The organism is Hymenobacter artigasi (assembly GCF_012275535.1).
Taxonomy (GTDB): domain Bacteria; phylum Bacteroidota; class Bacteroidia; order Cytophagales; family Hymenobacteraceae; genus Hymenobacter; species Hymenobacter artigasi.
In genome coordinates this window covers 568,873-587,915 of the sequence record NZ_JAAVTK010000002.1, presented here as the reverse complement: position 1 = coordinate 587,915, position 19,043 = coordinate 568,873, and the positions used below count along the sequence as shown (strand labels likewise).

Below are 19,043 nucleotides of genomic sequence, written 5' to 3'. Positions count from 1 at the left end.
GCGCACTGCCCTTCCATTCATCCGGTAAATCCCCAAGGCCATGAAAAGCATACTCTGCATTTTCCTGTTCGTTCTGTTGGCGTTTCCCAAGGTGGGGATTGGCCAGAGCGTGACTTTCTCCACCACCCGGGGCTTTTACGATACCCCCTTCCAGCTCACGCTGAGCACCAGCCTGGCGGGCGGCACCATCCGGTACACCACCGATGGCTCGGCCCCTACCGCGGTGGTGGGCACCGTGTATGCGGGGAGCATAGCGGTGGCCACGACCAGCGTGGTGCGCGCCCTGGCCTACAGTGGCGCGGCCACCACGCCGGTAGCCACGCACTCGTACTTTTTCCTGAATGATGTGATGCAGCAGCCCAAAAACATTGCGGGCTGGCCCAACAATACCTACCCCGTGGGCGCGGGCACGGCCACCGCCGTGCACGACTACGAAATGGACCCCAACGTGGTGAACGACCCGGCCTACAGCGGCCAGGTGCGTGCGGGGCTGCTGTCCATCCCCACCATGTCGCTGGTGCTGAGCAAGGCCGATTTCTGGGACCTGTACGATGGCGAAACCAAGCACCCCACCTCGGTGGAGATGCTGTACCCCGATGGTACCCGGGAGCAGTTCGACTGCAGCCTGGAGCCCCATAGCCACGACCGGCTAAAACGCTCGATGAGCCTGTCGTTTGCCACCACCGCTACTACCAACCTGTTTCGGAAAGCGCCCTTCAACACGGCTACCGTAGCCAATACGTTTAAAGACACCAAGATTGTGCTGCGGGCGGGCAACAACCGCTCCTGGGCCCGCAACTGGAACCCCGACCGAACCGCCTACACCCGCGACGAGTGGTACCGGCAAACCCAGCAGGCCATTTCGGGCGTGGGCGGCCGGGGTACGTTCGTGCATCTCTACGTAAACGGCTTGTATTGGGGGCTTTATAACCCTGCCGAGCGCACCGATGCCGGCATGCTGGCCAACTACTACGGCGGCAGCTACGCCGACTGGATGGCGCTGGACCCCGACGGCATCCGCAGCGGCGACGCCACCCGGTTCAACTACCTCACCACCACCCTCATCAACCAGGACCTGAGCGTGCCGGCCAACTACGCCCAGCTGAAGCAGTACCTGGACGTGAGCCGCTTCTGCGACTACCTGATAGTGACCTGGATAACCGGCATGACCGACTGGCCCGGCAACAACTTCCAGGGCGGCAACCGCAACGTACCCCCCAGCCCGTTCTGGTACAACACCTGGGACTGCGAATGGTCGTGGGACACCACCAACGGCTCGAACCTGGGCGCGTGGGTGCACCCCGAGTTCCTAAACAACACCACCGGAACGAGCACCCTGGCCAAAATATGGCACGCCGCCCGCCGCAACCCCGATTTCATGCAGCTCTTTGCCGACCGCGTGTACCGGAGCTGCTTCAATACCGGCGGCCTCACCGATGCGGCCTCCCGCGCCCGCTGGGCGGCGGTGAACAGCTACATCAGCACGGCCATCGTGGACGAGTCGGCGCGCTGGGGCGATGCGCTGGCCGACGGCACCACGCGCACCAAAAACGGCCACTGGACCCCCGAAGTAAACCGCGTGGACGGCCTGATGAACGGCAACGTGAGCCGCTTTATCGCGGCGCTAACGGCCCAGGGCTATTATCCTTCGCTGGCGCCGCCCACTTTTAGCCAGGAGGGCGGCGCGGTGGCCCCCGGCTTCCAGCTCACCATCGCCAACCCCAACGCCGGGGGCACCACCTACTACACCACCGATGGCACCGACCCCGAGGCCGCCGGCGGGGCCGTGGCCGCCGGCGCGGTGGCCTACACCGGCCCGGTGGCCATTTCGGGCAGCGTGAGCGTGAAGGCGCGCGTGCGCAGCGGCAGCGCCTGGAGCCCGCTGCACGAATCCCCGTTCACGATTTCGGGCCAGATTGCCGGCTTGTTTATCAATGAGTTTATGGCCAGCAACACCAAGCTGGCCGATGAGTTTGGCGAGTTTGATGACTGGATTGAGATTTACAATTCGGGCACCCAGCCCGTGAACATCGGCGGGCTCTACGTCACCGATTTGCTCACCAACCTCACCAAGTTTCAGATTCCGACCACTAACTCGGCCCTCACCACCATTCCGGCCAAAGGCTACCTGCTGCTGTGGGCCGACAGCCAGCCCGCGCAGGGCCCGCTGCACCTCAACCTGAGCCTGAGCAAGAGCGGCGAAGCCATTGGCCTTTCCCAGATGATAGGCACCACGCCCACCGCCCTGGATTCCTACACCTTTGGGGCGCAGGCCGATGATGTATCGACCGGCCGCTTCCCGGACGGCAGCCCCACATTCCGGACGTTTACCGCCGCCACGCCCGGCAGCGCCAACGTCATCAACTTCAAATCCGGCCTGTTCATCAACGAGTTGATGGCCGTGAACCAGACGTCCGTTACGGACCCGGCCGGCGAGCACGACCCCTGGATTGAGGTGTACAACAACAACCCCACGCCCGTCGATATCGGCGGCCTCTACCTCACCAACACCCTCGGCAACCCCGCCTTCTACCGAATTCCCACCACCAGCCCGGCCCTCACCACCATTCCGGCCAAGAGCCACCTGCTGCTGTGGGCCGATAACCAGCCCGCGCAGGGCGTGCTGCACGCGGGCTTCGCGCTGAACGCGGGCGGCGGCCAAATCGGCCTGGCCGACATCGTGGGGCCCGATGTTTCCATCATCGACTCCACGCGCTACGGTGCGCAGGTGGCCGACGTTTCGCGGGGCCGCTACCCCGATGCCAGTGCGCAGTTCAAGGCCTTTGCCAGTCCCACGCCGGGCGCTACCAACACAGTGCCGGCCATTACGGGCATTTTTATCAACGAATTTATGGCCAGCAACACCAAGCTGGCCGATGAGTTTGGCGAGTTTGATGACTGGATTGAGCTGTATAATGCCGGCAACCAGCCCGTTGATGTCGGCGGGCTCTACCTTACCGATGCCCTGACCAACCCCGGCAAATTCCAGATTCCGACCACCAACCCGGCCCTTACCACCATTCCGGCCAAGGGCTTCCTGCTGCTGTGGGCCGATGACCAGGCGGTGGCCCAGGGCGTGCTGCACGTCGGCTTCAAGCTGAGCGCCAGCGGCGAGCAGATAGGCTTGTACCAGCCCAACGGCACCACCGTAACCGCCCTGGATACCTACACCTTCGGCGCGCAGGCGGCCGACGTGTCGATGGGCCGGGTGCAGGACGGTGCGGCCACGTTCGTGAGCTTTGCCGTGCCCACCCCCAACGCCAGCAACAACGGCTCCAGCACCAATGCCCCGCCCGTGGCCAATGCCGGCCCGAACCAGACCATTACCTTGCCCACCAATAGCGTCGTGCTCAGTGGCTCGGGAACCGACGATGGCACCATCACTGCCTACGCCTGGACGCAGCTGAGCGGCCCCAATACGGCCACCCTGAGCGGGGCCGCCACGGCCACGCTCACGGCCAGCGGCCTGGCGGCCGGCAGCTACGTGTTCCGCCTCACCGTGACCGATAACGGCAACGCCACCGGTACCGCCCAGGCCACCATCACGGTGAATCCGGCCGTGTCCACCGGCCCGCAGGTCGTGAGCTTCACGCTGGTAAATGCCAGTACCGGGGCCGACATCCAACCCCTGACCGCCGGCGCGACCCTGAACTTGGCTACGCTGCCCAGCACCAGCCTCAACGTACGGGCCAACCCCGGCCCCGCCCCGGTGGGCAGCGTGGTACTGGCCCTGAGCGGTGCCCAAACCCAGAACCAGACCGAATCGGTGGCCCCGTATGCCCTGTTCGGCGATAACGGCGCGGGTACCTACAACCCCTGGACGCCGGCGGTGGGCAGCTACACGCTGCTGGCCACGCCCTACAGCGCCGCCAGCGGCGGGGGCACGGCCGGTACGCCGCTCAGCCTCTCGTTCAGTGTAGTCAACCAGACGGCTACCGGCCCATTCACGCTGGCCACCAGCACCGTGGGCACCGGCACGGTGACCAAAAGCCCGAACACCGCCACTTACGCGAGTGGCAGCACGGTGAGCCTGACGGCCACGGCCGGCGCGGGTTTCACCTTCACGGGCTGGAGCGGCGATGCCACCGGCACGGCCAATCCGCTTTCGGTGACGATGAACGCCAACAAGAACATCACGGCCACCTTCACGGCCATTACGCCCACCAGCTATACGCTGGCGGTAAGTTCCGTAGGCACGGGCACGGTGACCAAGAATCCGGACGCGGCCAGCTACGCCAGCGGCACGAGCGTGACGCTCACGGCTACAGCCGGGGCGGGCTATCAGTTCAGTGGCTGGAGCGGCGATGCCACGGGCTCCACCAACCCGCTATCAGTGACGATGAATGGAAATAAATCCATCACGGCCACTTTCACGGCCCTTCCGGCCGGGCAGAGCGTCATGAGCTACACGCTGATAAACGCCGACACGAACACCGACATTCAAACGCTGACCAGCGGCGCGACGCTCAATCTGTCCGCCTTGCCCACCTCCCGCCTGAACATCCGGGCCAATACCAATCCGGCTACCGTAGGCAGCGTGGTGTTAGCCCTCAGCGGCACTCAGACCCAGAATCAAACCGAATCGGGTGCCCCGTATGCGTTGTTTGGAGACAACGGCGCGGGCGTGTATAATTCCTGGACGCCCGCAGTTGGTAGCTATAATCTCACCGCCCGGCCCTACACGGCGGCCAGCGGCGGGGGCACAGCCGGCACGCCACTGGCAATAACCTTCACCGTAACCACTGGCAGCACGCCCACCACCTACACGCTGGCCACCAGCACCGTGGGTACGGGCACAGTGACCAAAAGCCCGAATGCGGCCACTTACGCCAGCGGCAGTACGGTGAGCCTGACGGCCACGGCCGGCGCGGGTTATCAGTTCAGCGGCTGGAGCGGCGATGCCACGGGCACGGCCAACCCCCTCGCCGTGACGATGAACGCCAACAAGAACATCACGGCCACCTTCACGGCCGTGGCTCCGGCCACTTACACGCTAACCACTAGTACGGTGGGCACGGGCACGGTGACCAAAAGCCCGAATGCCGCCACTTACGCCAGCGGTAGCACGGTGAGCCTGACGGCCACGGCCGGGGCGGGCTACACCTTCACGGGCTGGAGCGGCGATGCCACGGGCAGCGCCAACCCGCTGGCAGTGACGATGACGGCCAACAAGACCATCACGGCCACGTTCACGGCGAGTTCGGGCGGGCCGCAGCTCACGGGCTTCGTGCTGGTGAACGCGAGCACCGGCACCGACATCCAGGCCCTGACCACGGGGGCGGCGCTGAACCTGGCCACGCTGCCCTCGCGCAACCTCAACGTGCGGGCCACGACCAGCCCGGCCACGGTGGGCAGCGTGGTGCTCACGCTGAGCGGGGCGGCCACGCGCAGCCAGACCGAGTCGGTGGCGCCGTACGCGCTGTTCGGCGACAACGGGGCAGGTACCTACAACCCGTGGACGCCGGCGGTGGGCAGCTACACGCTCACGGCCCGGCCCTACACGGGCGGCGGGGGCGGGGGCACGGCGGGGGCGGCGCTCACCATCAGCTTCAGCGTGAGCGACCAGGCCGCGCGGGTAACGGCGGCCAGTGGCAGTGCGTCCGGGGTGGCCCTGGCGGTGGCGTACCCTAACCCGTCGCCCAACGGGCACTTCCGGCTGCTGCTGCCGGCCACCTTCGGGGGCCCGGTGCGCTACCGGCTGATTTCGGTGCTGGGGGCCACGCTGGCCAGCGGCACGCTGCCAGCGGGGGCGCAGGCGGCCGAGCTGGACTTTGCCCAGCCGCTCTCGGGCACCAGCCTGAGCTACCTGCTGCTCGACGACGGCAAGCACACCGCCCGGCTCAAGCTCGTGCGCCAGTAGCCCCGGCTTTTGCCAGTCGGGCCAGCCTTATTTACCTGCTTTTTTCTGCAAACTCATTTTTCTCATCGCCATGAAATCTTCCCTCACTGGTTTCCTGCTGGCTTTTTTGCTGGTTTGGTGTTGTGGCGGTGTGGAGGCCCAGACGCCGCCCACGGGCTTCACGTCCACCGTCGTGTCCTCGGGTTGGAACGAGGCAGTGGGGCTGACTTTCAATAGCAGCGGCAGCAAGATGTTTGTGTGGGAGCGGCCCGGCAAAGTTTGGGTGGTGGTGAACGGCCAGCGCCAGCAGCTGATTGATATTTCGCCCGAAGTGGGGGCCTGGGAGGACCAGGGCCTGCTGGGCTTTGCCCTCGACCCGAACTTTGATGCCAACGGCTACATGTACCTGCTGTACGTGGTAGACCGGCACTACCTGATAAACTTCGGCACGGCCAGCTACAGCGCCACGGCCAACGACTACTACAGCGCCACCATTGGCCGGCTCACCCGCTACACGGCTACGCCCAGCGGCACGGGCTACACCGTGAACCCAGCCAGCCGCAAAATCCTCATTGGGACTAGCAAAACCAACGGCATCCCCTCTACCTTCAACGGCCACGTCACGGCGGCCCTGCAGTTTGGCACCGATGGCACGTTACTGGTGGTGACGGGCGACGGCGCCCACCCGTACCCCGATTTCGGGGCCTGGACGGCCTCTTACGCCCCTCAGGCCCTGGCCGATGGCATCATCACGGCCAAGGAGGACGTGGGCTCGCTGCGCGCCCAGCTGGTGGACTGCTACAACGGCAAAATCCTGCGCATCGACCCCAGCAACGGCAATGGCGTGGCCAGCAACCCGTATTACGACGCCGCCAACCCCGGCGCGCCCCGCTCCAAAGTGTGGGCCCTGGGCCTGCGCAACCCGTTTCGGGTGAGCATCAAGCCCGGCACGGGCAGTACCGACCCCTCGGTGGGCAACCCCGGCACCATTTACCTGGGCGACGTGGGCGCGGCCAGCTGGGAAGAAGTAGATGTGGTGACCGGCCCACGCCAGAACTTCGGGTGGCCGCTGTTTGAGGGCCTGACGGCCTACGACGCCTTCACCACCTCGAACGTGTACAACCGCGACGCGCCCAACCCGCTCTACAACACGGGTGGCTGCACCAAGCAGTTTTTCTACTTCCAGGACCTCATCAAGCAGGCCACGCCCACGGGCACGGCCACCTTTCCCAATTCCTGCAACACGGGCCAGACCGTGCCGGGCAGCATTCCCACCTTCGTGCACGTCCGGCCGCTGGTCGATTGGGGGCACGGGGCGGGGCCGTCGCGCACGGGCACCTTTAGCGGCAGCACGGCCACTACCAGCAACCTGGGCGCGGCGGGCTCGCCGGTGGCGGGCTCGCAGTTTGGGGGCAGCGCGTCCACGGGCGGGGTGTTTTATCCGTATGCCGATTTCCCGGTGCAGTACCGGAATACCTACTTTTTCGGTGATTACGTGGGCGGCTGGATTCGCAACCTGACCGTGAACAGCAGCAACCAGCCCAGCGCGGTGGGTGATTTTGTGCCTGGCGGAGCGGTGCCCGTGGCCTTCGCCACCAGTCCCGGCGAAACGGGCCTGTTCTACGTCAACTTTTACCCTTCGGAAATCCGCAAAATCAGCTACGTGACCACGGCCAGCCCGCCGGTGGCGGTGGCTACGTCCAACAAAACCTACGGCCCCGGCCCGCTCACGGTGCAGCTCACCGGCAGCAATTCGACCGACCCCAACGGTAGCCCGCTCACCTACAGCTGGAATTTCGGCGATGGCACCGCCCCCAGCGCGGCGGCCAACCCCAGCCACACGTTCTCGCCGCCCACTGCGGCCCCTGCCAACTACACCGTCACGCTCACCGTGACCAACGCGCAAGGCCTGAGCAACCAAGCGTCGCTGACGATTTCGGCCAATAACACCCCGCCGCAGGTCACCATTACCAGTCCGGCGGCCGGCACGGTGTACCCGCTCACGGGCAACACCACCTACCAGCTGCGGGCCACTGTGGTCGACAATGAGCAGAGCGGCCACTTGCTCAGCTACCAGTGGCAGACCATTCTGCACCACGCCAGCCACGAGCACCCCGACCCCGTGGACACCACCCGCCAGACCAGCACCATCATTGTGCCCTACGGCTGCGGGGCCGAAACCTACTACTACCGCATCCTGCTCACCGTGACCGATGCCGGCGGCCTGGCCACGACCAAAGAAGTGCGCCTCGACCCCAACTGCAACGCCACCAGCTTCACCCTGGTGGATGCCGATGCCGACGTGGACATCCAGGCCCTCACCAACGGGGCCATCCTGAACCTGGCCACGCTGCCCACCCGCAACCTGAACATCCGGGCCAATGCCAACCCCGGCACCACCGGCAGCGTGGTGTTTGCCCTGAGCGGAGCCCAGACCCAGAACCAGACCGAATCGGTGGTGCCCTACGCGCTGTTCAGCGATGTAAATGGCGACTACAACCCCTGGACGCCGCCCGTGGGCAACTACACGCTGCTGGCCACGCCTTACTCGGGCAGCGGCGGCAGCGGCACGCCGGGCGCGGCCCTGTCCATCAGCTTTTCGGTCACGGACAGTGGCACGCCGGGGCCGTTCACGCTCACCACGGCCGTGTTTGGCAGCGGCACCATTACTAAAAGTCCAAACCAAGCTACCTACGCCAATGGCACGAGCGTGACGCTCACGGCCACGCCGGCGGCGGGGTTCGCCTTCACGGGCTGGAGCGGGGCGGCCACCGGCACGGCCAATCCCTTGTCGGTGACGATGAATGCCAACAAGAACATCACCGCCACCTTCACGGCCACCACGGCCGGACAAAGCGTGGCCAGCTACACGCTGATAAACGCCGATACAAACGCCGACATTCAGCTCCTGACCGCCGGCACAACGCTGAACCTTGCCACGCTGCCCACGCGCAACCTCAACGTGCGGGCCAATACCAACCCGGGCACCGTGGGCAGCGTGGTGTTTGCCCTCAGCGGGGCGCAGATTCAGAACCAAACCGAGACGGTGGTGCCCTACGCGCTGTTTTCGGACAATGGCGGGGTGTATAATGCCTGGACGCCGGCGGTGGGCAGCTACTCGCTCACGGCCACGCCCTACACAGCCGCTAGTGGCGGGGGCACGGCCGGTACGCCGCTCACCATCAGCTTCAGCGTAATTGACCAGGCGGGCACCACTTACACGCTAACCACCAGCACCGTGGGCACGGGCACGGTGACCAGAAACCCGAATGCGGCTAGTTACGCCAGTGGCAGCACGGTGAGCCTGACGGCTACGCCGGGGGCGGGCTTCACCTTCACGGGCTGGAGCGGCGACGCCACAGGCACGGCCAATCCGTTGTCGGTGACAATGACGGCCAACAAAAACATCACGGCCACCTTCACGGCGACTACGCCCACCAGCTACACGCTGGCGGTAAGTTCCGTGGGCACGGGTACAGTGGCCAAGAATCCGGATGCGGCCAGCTACGCCAGCGGCACGAGCGTGACACTCACGGCCACGGCTGGGGCAGGCTATCAGTTCAGTGGCTGGAGCGGCGACGCCACGGGCACCACCAACCCGCTGTCGGTAACGATGACGGCCAATAAGAACATCACGGCCACCTTCACGGCCGTGTCCCCGACTACCTACACGCTAACCACCAGCACCGTGGGTACGGGCACGGTGACGAAAAACCCGAACCAGGCCACTTACGCCAGCGGCAGCACGGTGAGCCTGACGGCCACGGCTGGGACGGGCTTCGCCTTCACGGGCTGGAGCGGCGATGCCACGGGCACCACCAATCCGCTGTCGGTGACGATGACGGCCAATAAAAACATCACGGCCACCTTCACGGCTACTGCCACCTACACGCTCACTGTTGCTGTCAGCGGCAGTGGCACCGTAACCAAAACCCCCAACCAGCCCAGCTACGCCAGCGGGTCTACGGTCAGCCTCCAGGCCACGCCGGCGGCGGGCTACAAGTTCAATGGCTGGAGCGGCGCGGCTACCAGCACTGCCAACCCGCTCTCGGTGACGATGACGGCCAACAAATCCATCACGGCCACTTTCGTGGCCACCACCACCAGCTACACGCTCACCACGGCCGTGTTTGGCAGCGGCACCATCACCAAAAGCCCCAACCAAAGCACCTACCTGAGCGGCAGCACGGTGACGCTTACGGCCACGCCGGCCGTCGGCTACGCCTTCACCGGCTGGAGCGGCGGAGCCACCGGCACCGTCAACCCGCTCTCGGTGACCATGACGGCCAATAAATCCATCAACGCCACCTTCACCGCCAATGCCCCGCAGGTAACGAGCCTCACCCTGATAAACGCCGATACCGACCTCGACCTGCAAGCCCTGACCACGGGCGCGGTGCTGAACCTGGCCACCCTGCCCACGCCCAACCTCACCATTCGGGCCAATACCAGCCCGGCCACGGTGGGCAGTGTGCTCTTCGTACTGGGCGGCACCCAAGCCGTGAGCCACAACGAAAACCTGCTCCCGTACGCGCTGTTTGGCGATTCCAACGGCGACTACAACCCTTGGACGCCGGCCATTGCCGTGGGCAGCTACACGCTCACCGTCACGCCCTACACGGCCGCCGACAATGGCGGCACGGCCGGCACACCGCTCAGCATCAGCTTCACGGTGACCAACCAGGCGGCCCGCGTCGCGGCAGCTACAGCTGCTACGCCCGCCCGGGCAGGCCTCGTTCAGACGGCCACCGCCTACCCCAACCCCTCGGCCGACGGCCGCTTCTTCCTGCGCCTGCCCGAGGCCTTGCAGGGCGCGGTGCACTACCGCCTGCTCACGGCCTTGGGGGCCACGCTGGCCACCGGTACCCTCGCGGCCGAGGCCCCGGTGCAGCGCCTCGATTTCACCCACGAAATCAATGCCGCCGGGCTCTACTACCTGCTCCTCGAAAATAACCACGCCGCCGCCCGGCTCAAGCTGCTGCGGCAGTGATGGCGGCTTGGTACCCCGCCGGCCAGGGGAGTGCCGGAATGATGATTTTCTTCTCGAATCGGATAGTCTTTTATCCTCTTTATCCTCTTTACCCTCGCGGTCCGGTCCGGGCTGCGGGGGATTTTTTCGCCCGTTTCAGCTTTCTTCTTCAGTCCCCCGATATGGTGCACCGCTTATACTCCTGCTGGCTGCTGAGCTGCTGCTGCTGGGCCGCACTGCTGGCTGGCCCGGCTACCGCCCAAACGCGCATTCTATTCGTCGGCAACAGCTTCACGCACGGCATGTACGAGCCGGTGCTGAACTACAACGCCGCTGCCATCACCGACGAAAACCACAACCAGCCGCCCGGCAGCCCGCGCTATCAGTTAGACCCCGCCACGCCCGGTCCCTGGGGCGGCGTGCCGGGTATATTCAAAAAAATGGCCGACCAGGCCGGCCGGCCTTATGATGTTCACATCGAACTGGTGAATGGTGCCTCGCTCGTGTACCACTACACCAACGCCATGGCCGTGGTGCAGGCGGGGCCGTGGGACCAGGTGGTGCTTCAGGAAAGCAGCACGCAGCCCCTGCCCGTGGCCCGCACCGGCCAGCCCGCCAGTTTTCTCACCTACGCCACCCGCCTTGAGCAGGCCGTGCACGCCGGCAGCCCTGCCGCCCGGGTCTACCTGTTCCAGACCTGGCCCCGGGCCGACATGACCTACCCGGCCGGCCAGCCCTACTCGGGCCTGCCCCTCGATACCATGATGCGCGACCTGCGCCGGGCCTATGCCTATCTGGCTGCCCAAAACCCGCGCTTCGCCACCGTGGCCCCCGTGGGCGATGCTTGGCTGCGGGCCATGCAGGCCGGCGTGGCCCAGCGCAATCCCTATACCCCCAGCCCCGGCCCCCTGAACCTGTGGGGCCCCGACCATTTTCACGCCAGCAAGTGGGGCTCCTATCTGGCCGCCTGTGTGCTATTTGCCCAGCTCACCGGCCTCGACCCGCGCCTGCTTGGCCCCACCGAGCAGGCTGCCGTGGCGCTCGGCATCACCGCCGCCGCCGCCGTGGCCTTGCAGCAAATTGCGTTTCAGCAGGTATTCGCGCCCGCCGGACCGTTGCCCGTGGTGCTCACCGCGTTTGCCGCCCAGCGTCAGGCCACCGGCGTGCACCTGCGCTGGGCCACCGCCAGCGAACAGCAAAATGCCCGTTTCGAGGTGCAGCGCAGCGCCGATGGCCGGGCCTTTGCCCCCATTGCCACCGTGCTGGGAAGCGGCACCACGTTTCAGCCCACCAGCTATACCCTACTCGATGCCGCCTCCCCGCTGGCTGCGCTCTACTACCGCCTGCGGCAGGTAGACGTGGGCGGCGCGGCCACGTTGTCGCCGGTGGTGGCGGTGGGGCCGGGGGCCGCAGCGCCGGTGCTGCTCTACCCCAACCCGGCCCGGGAGCGGCTCCTCATCACGGGGGTGGCCGCCACGGTCTACCGCGTGCGCAACCACCTCGGCCAGCTATTGCGCCAGGGCAATATGCCCGCCGGGCCGGCCACCGTAGAGCTGGGCGGCCTGCCCGGTGGCCTCTACCACCTGGAGCTGGAAACGGCCAGCGGCCCCGTACGGCGCATGTTTGTGCGCGAATAGGGGCGGAGTGAATCAGCAGGGGATGTTTGGTGTTATAGGCACTTGTTATCCTGAGCGTGCGAAGGACCTTATCGCGCCTGGAATCTCGTTGGAGGTCCACTGTTCGAGCGTGATAAGGTCCTTCGCAAGCTCAGGATGACCGGCTTTTTGAAATGCCGCAAACCAGCCGCTGCTACGGCAGCACGAAACGCCCCGCGTAGCTGCCGCCCGCGTTCACGAGGTGCAGCACATAGGTGCCGGCCGCCAGCCCGGCCACCGGCACGGTGCCGGTGCCCGAGGCCGCCAGCGGGTAGTGCCCCAGCCGCTGCCCCATAATGGAATACAGCACCAGCTCCTCGGTCCCGGTGGCCGGGCCGGCGAAGGTGTAGTGCAGCTGGCCATCGGCGGGGGTGGGCACAAAGGCCTGGAGCATGGCCGGGGCCGCGCCGGGCACCACGGCCACCACCCGCACCGGCGAGTAGGTGCGCGTGCCATCCACATCTACCTGCTGCAGGCGGTAGTATAGCTTAGTGAGGTTGGCGGGCAGCTGCTTGTCGTTGTATTGATAAGCCTGCGGCAGCGTGGTGTTGCCGTGCCCGGGCACGTGGGCCAGGGCGATGAAGTCCTGCCCATCGGCGCTGCGCTGCACCACAAATTCCTTGTTCTGCTCCTCGGTGGCCGTGTTCCAGCGCAGCTGCACCGCACCCGGCCCCAGCGGCTCGGCCAGAAACGCCGTGAGCCGCACCGGCAACGGCGGGGCCACAACCACAAAGCTGATGGTCAGCCCCGAACCCTGCGCCCCGCCGCCCTGCGGCGCGTCGAAAACCGTGGCCGTGAGCGTGTAGGTGCCCCCCACCGGGGTCCAGGCGTTGTAGTTGCCATTCAAATCGCTGTACAGCGCGTACGGGGCCACATTCTCGATGCTCGAGTAGGTTTGGGGGCCGGTGAGGTCGAAAACCACGCTGCCCACCGTAGCCGGCGTGGTATTGGCCCGCACGTTGAGGTTGCGGGTGAGCAGCGTGGCCAGCGTGAGAGTCATGCCGGACGTCAGGGGCTGGATGTCGCCATTCGTATCGGCATTTACCAGCGTGAAGCCCGTGATGCCGCCCACCGAATTCACCACCGTGAAGCTGAGCGTGAGGGGCGCGCCGCTGGCTCCGGCCCCGCCGGGGTCATCAAAAGGCGTGGCCAACAGCGAGTAGCTGCCCACCGGCGGCGACCACGGGAAATAGTTGCCCTGGAAGTCGCTGAACAGCGCGTAAGGCGCAAAGTCCTGAATTTCAATGCGCGACTGGGCACCGGTCAGCACCATTACCACGCTGCCCGGCAGGGGCAGGTCGGTATCGGCCCGGATGTTGACGTTGCGGGTGGGCAGCGTGGCCAGGTCTATCACCATGCCCGGCGTCAGGGCGAAAAGGTCCAGGTTGTTGTCGGCATTCACCAGCGTGAAGCCGGTAATGGAGGCCGCTGCCACCGTGGTGCCCGTACCCGCTACCCAAGCCGGCAGCAGTGGCGTTGCCCAGGCAAAAAAGCTGATTAACAATGATAGGTAGACCTTGATTTTCATAATGCGGAAAGCGTTAAAGTGAGTACTTCACCGGCCCGGCCGGGCACGGGTTTCCAGGGATATTGCCAATCGATGGGTCATAACAAATATAATATATATAATTAAATAATAAATATCAATTTTTCTGGTTTTTATTTTGGTTCGTGTGAATTTTTTTAGGCGACTGGTCCGGTAGTGGCAGGCAAGCTGCGTGCTGCTCCAACTACACCAGCACACACGGCTGCGGCCAACCACGCAGGAGTCTAAAATCGACCTGATAAACAGAGTTTTGCTCTAATAATGATGTGTTTACACCGCCGCTAAACGGCAGTGGCCGGCGCGTGCACCGGCCGCCAGGGAGCCACCGCCACCCGCGCCGCCGCCGGCCCCGGCTGTGCCGCCCGCGCCTGAATGAGCGCCCGCGTGGTCCAGATGCCACCCCGGTGCTGCCACACATACCGGTAGGCGCGCAGCGAGGGCCGCTCCAGCAGCAGGCAGTAGAGCAGGATGCCCAGCTGCCGGGGCAGTGCCCGCAGCCACAGGCCCGGCAGCTGCCGGGCCGGCGGGTTCTTGAGCAGCAGCAGCCACTGGTTTTTCACGGCATCGGCCTTAATGGTGCCATTCAGGCGCAGGCGGCGGCGCAGGTCGGCGGGCCGGAACTCGCGCGGGTGCAGGGCCCGGCAGGCGGGCTCAAACACGGTGGTCCAGCCGTAGAGGCGGCCCCGCCAGGCAATGTCCCAGTCCTCCTTGTGGGCAAAAAAACGCTCGTCGAAAAACTGGCCATCCACCCGCAAATCATCGATAAACGTGCGGCGGTAGAGCGGCAGCGCGCCATCGGCCCCGTCTACCGGGCCGGCCGTGAGGGCCATTTCGGCCAGCGGCTGGCCGTGGTGGCGCAGCCGGAAGCGGCCGTCGGGCAGGGCCTCCAGTCCGGTGCTGTCGATGCGCGGGGCGGCCCCGGGGTTTTGCAGCAGCAGGCCGCACACCGTGCCCGCGTCGGGGTGGGCGCGCAGCGTGGCCATGGCCCGGCCCAGGTAGTTCACGGCCATTTCAATGTCAGGGTTCACCAGTAGCACGGCCTCCGAGGTGGTGCGGTCGAGGGCGTAGTTGTGGCCGCCGCAGAAGCCGGTATTGTGCGGCAGCGGGTGCAGGCGCACGCGGGCATCGGTGGCGGCCAGGGCGGCCACGCGGGCGCAGGTATCATCAGCCGAGGCATTATCGACCACCCACACCTCAAAATCGGCATACGTTTGGGCCAGTATCGAGCGCAGGCAGGCTTCGATGACGTCGGCGCTGTTCCAGCTCACGACGGAAATCAGGACGGAGGGCATGGCGGTAGGGAAATGTTGTACTGTTATCCAGACCGTCATGCTGAGTGCAGCCGAAGCATCTCTACCGCATAAGTAATCAACGACGACTGCAACGAAGCGGTAGAGATGCTTCGGCTGCGCTCAGCATGACGACCTTCTTTAATATCCTTGATGGTCGCTTTATCACGCATTCACCGGCTGGCGCAGGGCCGCTTCCACGGTCTGGCGCAGGGCTTTCAGGTCCACGGTAAGGTCGTCCTGGCGGTCGGCGGTGGCGCGCTGGCCCGAGGCCGCGTCCGGCGCGCAGATGATGGGATAATGCGGCATGCCCAGGCGGGCCGTGAGGTCGAGGTAGTCGGGCACCACCAGGTTGCGGGGCAGCAGCTCGATGAGCGGCGTGCCCTCGGCACAAAACAGAATATTGGCCAGGCCCGCGCCCACCGGCCCCACCACCGCCCGCGCCCCGGAAAACAGAGCTGCCTTCTCGCGAAAGCTCAGCTCGGTGAGGGCGTAGCTCTCGAAGCCGTATTCGGCCAGCAGGTCCTCCACCTCGGCCTCGTTGCGCACCCGCCGAAAGGCGGCATCGCGCCGGCTCACGTACACCAGCGGGCTGAAGTGGGTAGCGCGCGCCGCCGTGGTGGCCAGGGGCCGGAAGGCATCCTTCATAAACTCGCCCACCCAGCGCGGGGCGTGGTGGCCGGTGCCGCGCACCGGCGAGGTGAGCAGCAGCCGTTGGGCCTGCAGGTGGGTAGTGGTTTGCAGGTCGATTATCTGCTCGTTGCGAATGCCCAGCGCCAGCAGGGTTTCCATCACGAAGTGCTGCTCGCGGTTGTAAATCAGGAAGTAGTCAATCTCGTCCCACAACCCGGCTTCTTCTACCAAATGCAGGCGGGGCAGCGAGTCGAGCAGCCAGTGGTAGTAGTTGCCCACGGCCGTGCCGCCGCCCGACAGCAGGCTGCACACCGTGCCCGAAACCTGGCCCGGCGGCCGGAAGTAGCGCTGCCGGAAAATGGGGTTTTCCGCCGGTGGGGCCACCGCGAAGCTGCCCGCCGAAAACTGCAGCGACACATCCCCCACCAGGTAATTATCGGCCGCTATCACGGCCAGGCTGCCAAAATGGTCGGCGTTGATGCGGGCATTGGGCAGCAGCAGCACGAAAGCGGCGGGCACTTCTTCCCGCTCGGCAATGCACTTGTAGTAGGGCGGGGCCAGGGCCACAAACGCATCGGGCACGGTGAGGTGCGAAGTGTAGCCGGGGTATACTTCCACGTAGTGCGCGCCGCTGCCGGGCTGGTCGGCCAGGGCTTTGGCGGTGGAGTGCACGCCGGTGGGGCGCAGGTGTTCGTTGTGCGGAACCAGGCCCCGCAGCAGGTGGCCGGTGTGCCGTTGGGCGCGGGTAAAAAGGTCTTGCATAATAAAATAGGTTAACTGGTGGGAAGCATACAGCCCGGCGGGGGCTGGCCCGGCATCACAGCACCTGGTGCAGGCAGCTGCTGAGGGCGTTGAGGTCCACGGTGAGGTTTTCGCGCCAGCCGGCGCGGCGCGAGGTGAGCGGGCCATTGGCGGCATCGGCCACCAGGTAGCGGTGGGGCAGGCCCAGGCGGTAGCACAGCTCGGGGTACTCCACCACCGTGAAGTGCTTGGGAAACAGCTCGACCACCGGTGTGCCGGCCGGGGCAAACACCAGGTTGGCCAGGCCCGCGCCGGTGGGGGCCACCACGGCCCGCGCCCCGGCAAACAGCGCCAGCTGCTGCCCAAAGCTGTAGTCGCCCAGCACGTGCGTCTCGAAGCCATAGGGGCGCAGCAGGGCTTCCACATCGGGCTCGTTGAGGACGTGGCGGGCGGGGGCGTCGCGCCGGCTCAGGTACACGTAGGGGCTGAAGGTTTGGGGCGCGGCGGCGGCGCGCAGCTCGTCGCGCAGGAAGGAGCAGGCCCATTGTGGCGTGTGGGTGCCCGCGCCGCGCACGGGCGAGGTCACCAGCAGGCGGTCGGCTACGAGGTGGCGGTGGGTGCGCAGGTCGAGCACCTGCTCGGGCCGGATGCCCAGGGCGCGCAACGAGTCGGCCACGAAGCGCCGCTGCCCATCGTACACCAAAAAATAGTCGATTTCGTCCCAGAAACCCGCTTTTTTGAGCAGGTGCAAGCGGGGCAGCGAGTCAATCAGCCAGTGGTAGTAGTTGCCCACCGCCGCCCCGCCGCCCGAGAGCAGGCTGGCCACCGTGCCGCGCACCCGGCGCGGCTCCGAAAACCAGCGCTGGGCAAACACGTTGTTTTCCTCGGGCCGGGCCAAGTCCGAGCGCCAGGGGTCGTACTGAAACGAGGCATCGCCCACCAGCCGGTTATCGGCACTGATGACGGCCACGCTCAGGGCGTTGTCGGCCAGCAGGCGGCCCTCGGCCAGGGCCAGCACGAAGGCCGCCGGGGTCTGCTCCAGGCGGTTGGGCTTGGCGTGCAGGCCGCCGTAGTCGGTGGTGTGGGCATACAGGTCGGGCGTCACGTTGAGGTGCGATATCTGCGCGGGGTACACCTCGGTGTAGCGCGCCCCGCTGTCGGGCCGGGTGGCTACGCCCCGGCTGCTGAAGTGCACACCCACGGGGCGGTAGTGCTGGCGGCGGGGCAGCAACTCGCGCAGCAGGCGGCCCGCCCGCTGCTGCCCACGGTTCAGGATATCAGTCATTTTCACAACAGAAAAAGGATGAAAGCGGATGGTGGTCAGGAGGTGTGTTGGTTTCGCCCGTCATGACGGGCTTTTATCGCCAGTCAACCCGTGCTACTGCACGGGCACGGCCTGGTTGGCCGCCTGCCATTCGGCCGAAGCCAGCACCTGGCGCAGGCCGGCGTGCAGCGAAATGCGGTGGCGCCAGCCCAGAGCCTCTATCCGGCTCACGTCGAGCACCTTGCGCATGGTGCCGTCGGGCCGCGAGAAGTCGAAGTAGATTTCGCCGGCAAAGCCCGTGAGGTCGGCAATGAGCTCGGCCAGCTCGCGGATGCTCAGGTCGTCGCCGGTGCCCACGTTCAGGGGGCTGGCTTCGTCGTAATGGTCCATCAGGAAGAGGCAGGCCTCGGCCAGGTCGTCTACGTGCAGGAACTCGCGGCGGGGGGTGCCGGTGCCCCACACGTCCACGCGGGGCCGGTGGTGCTGCACGGCTTCCTCAAACTTGCGGAGCAGGGCGGCCATTACGTGCGAGCTTTCCAGGTCGTAGTTGTCGTTGGGGCCGTAGAGGTTGGTGGGCATCACCGTGATAAAGTTGCAGCCGTACTGGTCGCGGTAGGCCTCACACATCTTCACGCCCGCGATTTTGGAAATAGCGTAGGGCTCGTTGGTGTGCTCCAGCGGGCCGGTGAGGATGTATTCTTCGCGGATGGGCTGCGGGGCCAGCTTGGGGTAGATGCACGACGAGCCCAGATACAGCAGCTTGCGCACGCCGCAGCGGTAGCTTTCGTGCAGCACGTTGGCCTCAATCATGATGTTTTCGTAGATGAAATCGGCCCGCAGGGTGTTGTTGGCGTGGATGCCGCCCACCTTGGCGGCGGCCAGCAGCACGTATTCGGGCCGGTTTTCGGCAAAAAAGCGGGCCACGGCGGCCTGGTTGGTCAGGTCGAGCTCGGCCGAGGTGCGGGTGATGAGGTTGGTGTAGCCCCGGCGCGTGAGCTCGCGCAGCAGCGCCGAGCCCACCATGCCCCGGTGGCCGGCGATGTAAATGCTGGAATTCTTTTCCATGAGTAAAAAAGCGAAGTCGGAACGGAAGAAGGGCGCGGCAGG

General features: G+C 65.8%; 8 protein-coding genes. 3 read left to right on the top strand and 5 right to left on the bottom strand.

The genetic code is table 11. The features are described 5' to 3' along the window. Window positions 1-40 precede the first annotated feature (40 nt). From HBN54_RS06065 to HBN54_RS06055, 3 genes are all read left to right on the top strand, one after another. The gene (locus tag HBN54_RS06065; protein ID WP_168672242.1) at window positions 41-5,860 is read left to right on the top strand and encodes an InlB B-repeat-containing protein; all 5,820 of its coding nucleotides are present in this window, start codon (window positions 41-43) and stop codon (window positions 5,858-5,860) included. Window positions 5,861-5,930: 70 nt separating this feature from the next. After that, window positions 5,931-10,829, top strand: coding sequence for an InlB B-repeat-containing protein (locus HBN54_RS06060; protein ID WP_168672241.1), 4,899 nt, complete (start codon window positions 5,931-5,933; stop codon window positions 10,827-10,829). Between the two features lie 161 nt (window positions 10,830-10,990). Beyond that, complete coding sequence (locus HBN54_RS06055) at window positions 10,991-12,445, top strand: T9SS type A sorting domain-containing protein (RefSeq protein WP_168672240.1); 1,455 nt, start codon at window positions 10,991-10,993, stop codon at window positions 12,443-12,445. 172 nt (window positions 12,446-12,617) lie between these two features. On the opposite strand, the gene HBN54_RS06050 is transcribed toward HBN54_RS06055, so the two are convergent. From HBN54_RS06050 to HBN54_RS06030, 5 genes are all read right to left on the bottom strand, one after another. After that, window positions 12,618-13,991, bottom strand: a complete 1,374-nt coding sequence (locus tag HBN54_RS06050; RefSeq protein ID WP_168672239.1) for a T9SS type A sorting domain-containing protein — start codon at window positions 13,989-13,991, stop codon at window positions 12,618-12,620. A 299-nt stretch (window positions 13,992-14,290) separates the two neighbouring features. Beyond that, window positions 14,291-15,301 carry a glycosyltransferase family 2 protein gene (locus HBN54_RS06045; protein WP_168672238.1) on the bottom strand — a complete coding sequence of 337 codons (1,011 nt, stop codon included), beginning with the start codon at window positions 15,299-15,301 and terminating at the stop codon, window positions 14,291-14,293. Window positions 15,302-15,463: 162 nt separating this feature from the next. Then, window positions 15,464-16,693, bottom strand: coding sequence for a glycosyltransferase family 61 protein (locus HBN54_RS06040; protein ID WP_168672237.1), 1,230 nt, complete (start codon window positions 16,691-16,693; stop codon window positions 15,464-15,466). A gap of 55 nt (window positions 16,694-16,748) precedes the next feature. Next, complete coding sequence (locus tag HBN54_RS06035) at window positions 16,749-17,957, bottom strand: glycosyltransferase family 61 protein (protein WP_168672236.1); 1,209 nt, start codon at window positions 17,955-17,957, stop codon at window positions 16,749-16,751. 93 nt (window positions 17,958-18,050) lie between these two features. Then, entirely contained in the window at window positions 18,051-19,001 is a 951-nt protein-coding gene (locus HBN54_RS06030) for a GDP-L-fucose synthase family protein (protein ID WP_168672235.1), read from the bottom strand. Window positions 19,002-19,043 lie beyond the last annotated feature (42 nt).